General features: G+C 69.0%; 6 protein-coding genes and 1 pseudogene. 4 read left to right on the plus strand and 3 right to left on the minus strand.

The window, feature by feature from the left end:
• Positions 1–155: 155 nt before the first annotated feature.
• Both HUU95_RS08685 and HUU95_RS08690 read right to left on the minus strand, forming a co-directional pair.
• Positions 156–620, minus strand: a complete 465-nt coding sequence (locus HUU95_RS08685) for a Fur family transcriptional regulator (RefSeq protein WP_438827203.1) — start codon at positions 618–620, stop codon at positions 156–158.
• A gap of 76 nt (positions 621–696) precedes the next feature.
• Positions 697–1,293 carry a TetR/AcrR family transcriptional regulator gene (locus HUU95_RS08690; protein ID WP_174279752.1) on the minus strand — a complete coding sequence of 199 codons (597 nt, stop codon included), beginning with the start codon at positions 1,291–1,293 and terminating at the stop codon, positions 697–699.
• 86 nt (positions 1,294–1,379) lie between these two features.
• On the opposite strand from HUU95_RS08690, the gene HUU95_RS08695 reads away from it, so the two are divergent.
• The 4 genes from HUU95_RS08695 (at position 1,380) to rpsI (ending at position 3,994) form a co-directional block, all read left to right on the plus strand.
• Positions 1,380–1,721 carry an EthD domain-containing protein gene (locus HUU95_RS08695; protein ID WP_174279753.1) on the plus strand — a complete coding sequence of 114 codons (342 nt, stop codon included), beginning with the start codon at positions 1,380–1,382 and terminating at the stop codon, positions 1,719–1,721.
• An 85-nt stretch (positions 1,722–1,806) separates the two neighbouring features.
• Positions 1,807–2,850 carry a COX15/CtaA family protein gene (locus tag HUU95_RS08700; RefSeq protein ID WP_174279754.1) on the plus strand — a complete coding sequence of 348 codons (1,044 nt, stop codon included), beginning with the start codon at positions 1,807–1,809 and terminating at the stop codon, positions 2,848–2,850.
• A 116-nt stretch (positions 2,851–2,966) separates the two neighbouring features.
• Positions 2,967–3,446 carry a 50S ribosomal protein L13 gene (gene rplM, locus HUU95_RS08705; RefSeq protein WP_174279755.1) on the plus strand — a complete coding sequence of 160 codons (480 nt, stop codon included), beginning with the start codon at positions 2,967–2,969 and terminating at the stop codon, positions 3,444–3,446.
• A complete protein-coding gene (gene rpsI / locus HUU95_RS08710; protein ID WP_174279756.1) occupies positions 3,446–3,994 on the plus strand; it encodes a 30S ribosomal protein S9 in 549 nt (182 codons plus the stop codon). The genes rplM and rpsI overlap by 1 nt, the downstream gene beginning before the upstream one ends.
• 599 nt (positions 3,995–4,593) lie before the next feature.
• On the opposite strand, the pseudogene HUU95_RS08715 reads toward rpsI, so the two are convergent.
• Positions 4,594–4,801 (minus strand): annotated as a pseudogene (locus HUU95_RS08715) (molybdenum ABC transporter ATP-binding protein); the annotation flags it as partial.

Here is a 4,801-nt window from a genome sequence, read left to right on the forward strand (position 1 = left end):
CGGCTTCGCGCGCGTCCGGCTGATGGCGACCAGGAGCGGCGAACCGCTCTACGCGGCCTGTGGCTACCGGGTCGTCCGGCAGGTGGAGCAGATGGCGGTCGGCGCGGTCGCGGTGCCGGGCGCCGAGATGGAGAAGCGGCTCGGCTGACCTCGGCTCAGCCGCAATCCTCGCACGTGCCGCGCACCTCGATCACCGGGCGTTCCGGCGAGAAGCCGGTCGCCGCCGCCGCGTCGCGCACGCCGCTGGTCAGCCGGTCGTCGTCGAGGTGCACGGTCTGGCCGCAGCGGTCGCAGACCAGGAAGATGCAGTCGTGCAGGCATTCCGGATGGCTGTTCGCGACATAGGCGTTCCGGCTCTCGACGCGCCGCGCGAGGTTGGCGGCGACGAACAGGTCGAGGATGCGGTACACGCTGTTGGCCGCCACCCGCCGCCCCTGCGCGGTCGAGACCGCGTCGGCGATGTCATAGGCCGAGGCGGGCTTGGCAAAGCCGCGCAGCGCGTCGAACACGCTGGCGCGCATCGGCGTCCACTGCTCCCCCGCCTTGACCAGCGCCGCCTCCGCCGCCGCGACCAGCGCCAGACCCGTGGGCTCGTGGTGATCATGCGCGTGAGCCATCATACCGGAAATAGGCCGGTCCGGCCTGCACGGCAAGGTCGGGGCGGCACCCGCAGATCGGCGGGCGGGTCCTTCCGGGTCAGCCGGCGGCGGCGTCCGGCGATCCGCCGCGCAACGTGGCGCGGACGACGCGCCGCATGATATCGTCATCGTCGCCGTCCAGTTCGTCTCGGATCCGTCCGTCGAGGAACAGCACCGCCAGGCCATGCGCCAGGGACCAGCAGCCCACCGCCCGTGCCCGACCATCCTCGCCCGGTTCGGCGTTCAGATCGACGCGCGCCTGGAGCACGCCGAACGCCGCGCGCTTGGCGGCGACCAGTTCGTCGTCCGCCTGGTAACGGCGAGGGCCGAACATCAGCTGAAAGCGGGCGGGCGCCGCCAGCGCGAAGCGGACATAGGCGATCGCCTGTGCTTCGAGCTCCCGGCCCGGTTCGGCGGCGGCGTCTGCCGCCGCTAGCGCGTGACCGAACGCGACAAAGGCCTGCGCCGCGAGCGCGGTCAGCAGCGCCTCCTTGTCCGCGAAATGTCGATAGGGCGCACGTGGCGAGACACCCGCTCGCCGCGCCAGCGCCCGCAGCGACAGCTCGTCCTGCCCCCCTTCGTTCAGCAGCGCGGCCGCATCGTTCAGCAGGGCGCGTCGAAGGGTGCCGTGGTGATAGGCCTGGCTGTCGGTCAATGTTGCTCCTTGTGTTCAAGTATACTGTGCATACATGGCGGTGGCCGAACGAGCCGTCCGGTGGCAACCCTGATCCAGAGCCCGGCATGATCAAGTTCACCATCCTGCTGACCCGCAAGTCCTCACTGACCCGCGAGGCGTTCGTCGATCATCACCGCAACCGGCACGCGGCCTTGTTCATGTCGGTGCCGGCGGTACAACAGACCGTGCGCCGCTATGTCCAGCAGCACGCGATCGACGCGACGCTGCCCGGCATGCCGCCCGCGCGATATGACGGCATCACCGAGCTCTGGTTCGACGATGTGGACGCGCTCGCGCGCTGCTTCTCCGATCCGGTCTATCTGGAGAGGATCAGGCCCGACGAGGAGTCGTTCCTCGATCTTCACGCCTGCGACTTCGTGATCTCGACCGAGAACGCGGTCGCCTGATCGCCGGCAAGCATGACCCGCGCGGGTGCGGTGCGTCCGCGTGCCGCCGGTTGGCGATCGGCCTTACCGGACCTATCTTGTTCCCATGCTTCAGCCCTCCCCCGCCTTCATGACGCGCGCCCGTCCGGCCGCGATCGCCCGCTGGCTGTGGGGCGTCGTCGCGCTGATCGTCGCGATGGTGGTGGTGGGCGGCATCACCCGGCTGACCGAATCGGGCCTGTCGATCACCGAATGGAAGCCGATCACCGGCGTCGTGCCCCCGCTGACGCAGGCGCAGTGGCAGCACGCCTTCGATCTCTACAAGCGCATCCCCGAGTACAAGGCGTTCAACACCGCCATGACGCTGGGTGGGTTCAAGGCGATCTTCTTCTGGGAGTATCTCCATCGGCTGATCGGCCGGGTGATCGGCCTCGCCTTCGCCGCGCCGCTGGCCTGGTTCTGGTGGAAGGGGCAGGTGCCCGACGGGTACAAGCCACGGCTGGTGGCGCTGCTCGCGCTGGGCGGGGTGCAGGGCGCGATCGGCTGGTGGATGGTCGCCTCGGGCCTGTCGGTGCGCACGGACGTCAGCCACGTCCGGCTGATGATCCACCTGCTCACCGCGCTGGTCATCCTCGCCGGCATCGCCTGGACCGCGTTCGATCTGCGCCAGCTCGCGCGGCGACCATTGCTGCCGGCGGCGCGGCTGCGCCCCCTCGCGCTGGTCGCGGTCGCGCTGTTGTTCGCGCAGCTCGGCTATGGCGCGCTCACCGCCGGGCTCGACGCGGGCCATGCGTTCAACAGCTGGCCGCTGATGGGCGACACGCTGTTCCCGGCCGGTGGCCTGCCCGCCGGCGCCGGCGCGGGCGAGATGGTGAACAACCCGGTGGTGGTGCAGTTCATCCATCGCTGGCTCGCCTTCGTCGCCGCGACGGGGCTGCTGGCGCTCGCCTGGCGCGCGGGCCGGATCGGGTCGCGCGCCGGGCTGGCGGTGGTCGCGCTGGTGGTGCTCCAGATCGGGCTCGGCATCGCGACGCTGCTGTCCGGGGTCCGGATCGAGCTGGCGGCCTGGCACCAGCTCAACGCCGTGCTGCTGCTGCTCGCCACGGTCGCCGCCGCCCACGCGATCGGCCGCCAACGTAGCCGGGTATAGCCATACCCGTCGGCAAAGCCGCACGAATGCTTGACTTGGACGCGACGCGGCGGCACTAAGCCGGCGTCCCGCCGCTCCCGTCGAGCGGCGTTGTTCGTTCGAGAGGTTCCACGCCCATGAAGGCGCTGATGAAGACCACCAAGGCGGCCAAGCCCGCCGAGGTGGAGAAGAAGTGGCATATCGTCGATGCCGACGGCCTGGTCGTCGGCCGCGCGGCGGTGGTGATCGCCAATGTCCTGCGCGGCAAGCACAAGACCAGCTACACGCCCCATGTCGACTGCGGCGACAACGTCGTCGTCATCAACGCCGACAAGATCCGCTTCACGTCCAACAAGGCGCAGAAGAAGATCTATTACAAGCACACCGGCTATGCCGGCGGCATCAAGCAGATCACCGCCGCCAAGGTGCTGGAGGGCCGCTTTCCCGAGCGCGTGCTGGAAAAGGCCGTCGAGCGCATGATTCCGCGCGGGCCGCTGGGCCGTGACCAGATGCGCAACCTGCGCATCTTCGCCGGCACGGAGCATCCGCACACGGCGCAGAACCCCGCCGTGCTCGACATCGCCGGCATGAACCGCAAGAACAAGGTGGGCAACTGATGTCCGACAATCGCCAGTCCCTGTCCGACTTGGGCGCCGCGCTCAACCAGCAGCGCGAGGCCGCGGTCGCTTCCTCCGACGAGCGCGCCGACCAGTATCTCACCGGCCAGATCGACGAGCCGGTCCAGCGCGCGCCGCTGCGCGAGCAGGAGCTCGACAAGCAGGGCCGCGCCTATGCCACCGGCCGTCGCAAGGACGCGGTCGCCCGCGTCTGGCTCAAGCCCGGCAGCGGCAAGATCACGATCAACGGCCGCGACAGCCTGATCTATTTCGCGCGCCCGACGCTGCGCCTGGTCATCAACCAGGTGTTCGGCATCACCGATCGCGAGGGCCAGTACGACGTCAACTGCACCGTCAAGGGCGGCGGCCTGTCGGGCCAGGCGGGCGCGGTGAAGCACGGCATCAGCCAGGCGATCACCAAATACGAGCCGATCCTGCGCGCGCCGGTCAAGGCGGCGGGCTTCCTCACCCGCGACAGCCGCACGGTGGAGCGCAAGAAGTACGGCCGGGCGAAGGCGCGCCGCAGCTTCCAGTTCTCCAAGCGTTAAACGAGCCCGCTCGCAGCGAAGCTGCGATAGGACTCGTAGCGCCGGCCGGCGGGGCGCTCTCGGGCGCCCCGTTCGCCGTCACGGGATTTACTCCTGTGACGGTATGCTTGGTCATTCAGCCGGGCAATATTAGGTCCGCCGCGAACCAGGTCGAGGCGTCGCCCACATCCATGGTGCGCCAGGCGAGGCTGACGTACAGCATTTTACAAGCTGGAGCGTGACGGATTTCTGCACAAACCCTCGTCGCGTATATCGTACCGGATCGGCGATGATCCCGCACCCGCTCAACCACTCGTCGTCGCGTACGGCGACATGCAGCAGCCCACCGCCGCTCGGGACGGCAAGACTGTCTAACCACTGACCGGTTTCGGGTGATCCGTCGTGTTCGACAGTCACTTCGAGGCGGAGAGGCTGATCGTTCGAAACGCGGCTCGTCACGCCGATGCGGAAGACGGAAGCTCCGTCGACCGTCATACCAGACGGCAGCGGCGACGGTGACATGCTAGAGACATCGATCCAACTGCAAGCCGGGCCTATGACGCGCACGCTCACGTCGCCAAACGGCGTTCGCGCGGTAGCATTGGCGTCGGTGTGTTCGCTCATGAAAGTCGCATCCGCACCACCGCACCCCCCAACCGCGCCGCCTCCCGCTCGTCATGTGTCACCAGCAGCACCGGCAGTCCCGTCGCCGCCAGCCGCTCCACCAGCCGCAGCCCGTCCTCGCGCCGCGCCGGATCGAGCGACGCCAGCGGCTCGTCGAGCAGCAGGAACGCCGGGTCGCTCAGCAGCGCCCGCCCGATCGCCACC

The sequence above is a fragment of the Sphingomonas bacterium genome, from assembly GCF_903643065.1.
GTDB lineage: Bacteria > Pseudomonadota > Alphaproteobacteria > Sphingomonadales > Sphingomonadaceae > Sphingomonas.

What these genes read in the sequence shown, in the direction of transcription:
- HUU95_RS08685 (WP_438827203.1), bottom strand. Translation starts at nt 620, where the DNA reads ATGATGGCTCACGCGCATGATCACCACGAGCCCACGGGTCTGGCGCTG.
- HUU95_RS08695 (WP_174279753.1), top strand. Translation starts at nt 1,380, where the DNA reads ATGATCAAGTTCACCATCCTGCTGACCCGCAAGTCCTCACTGACCCGC.
- HUU95_RS08700 (WP_174279754.1), top strand. Translation starts at nt 1,807, where the DNA reads ATGCTTCAGCCCTCCCCCGCCTTCATGACGCGCGCCCGTCCGGCCGCG.
- rplM (WP_174279755.1), top strand. Translation starts at nt 2,967, where the DNA reads ATGAAGGCGCTGATGAAGACCACCAAGGCGGCCAAGCCCGCCGAGGTG.
- rpsI (WP_174279756.1), top strand. Translation starts at nt 3,446, where the DNA reads ATGTCCGACAATCGCCAGTCCCTGTCCGACTTGGGCGCCGCGCTCAAC.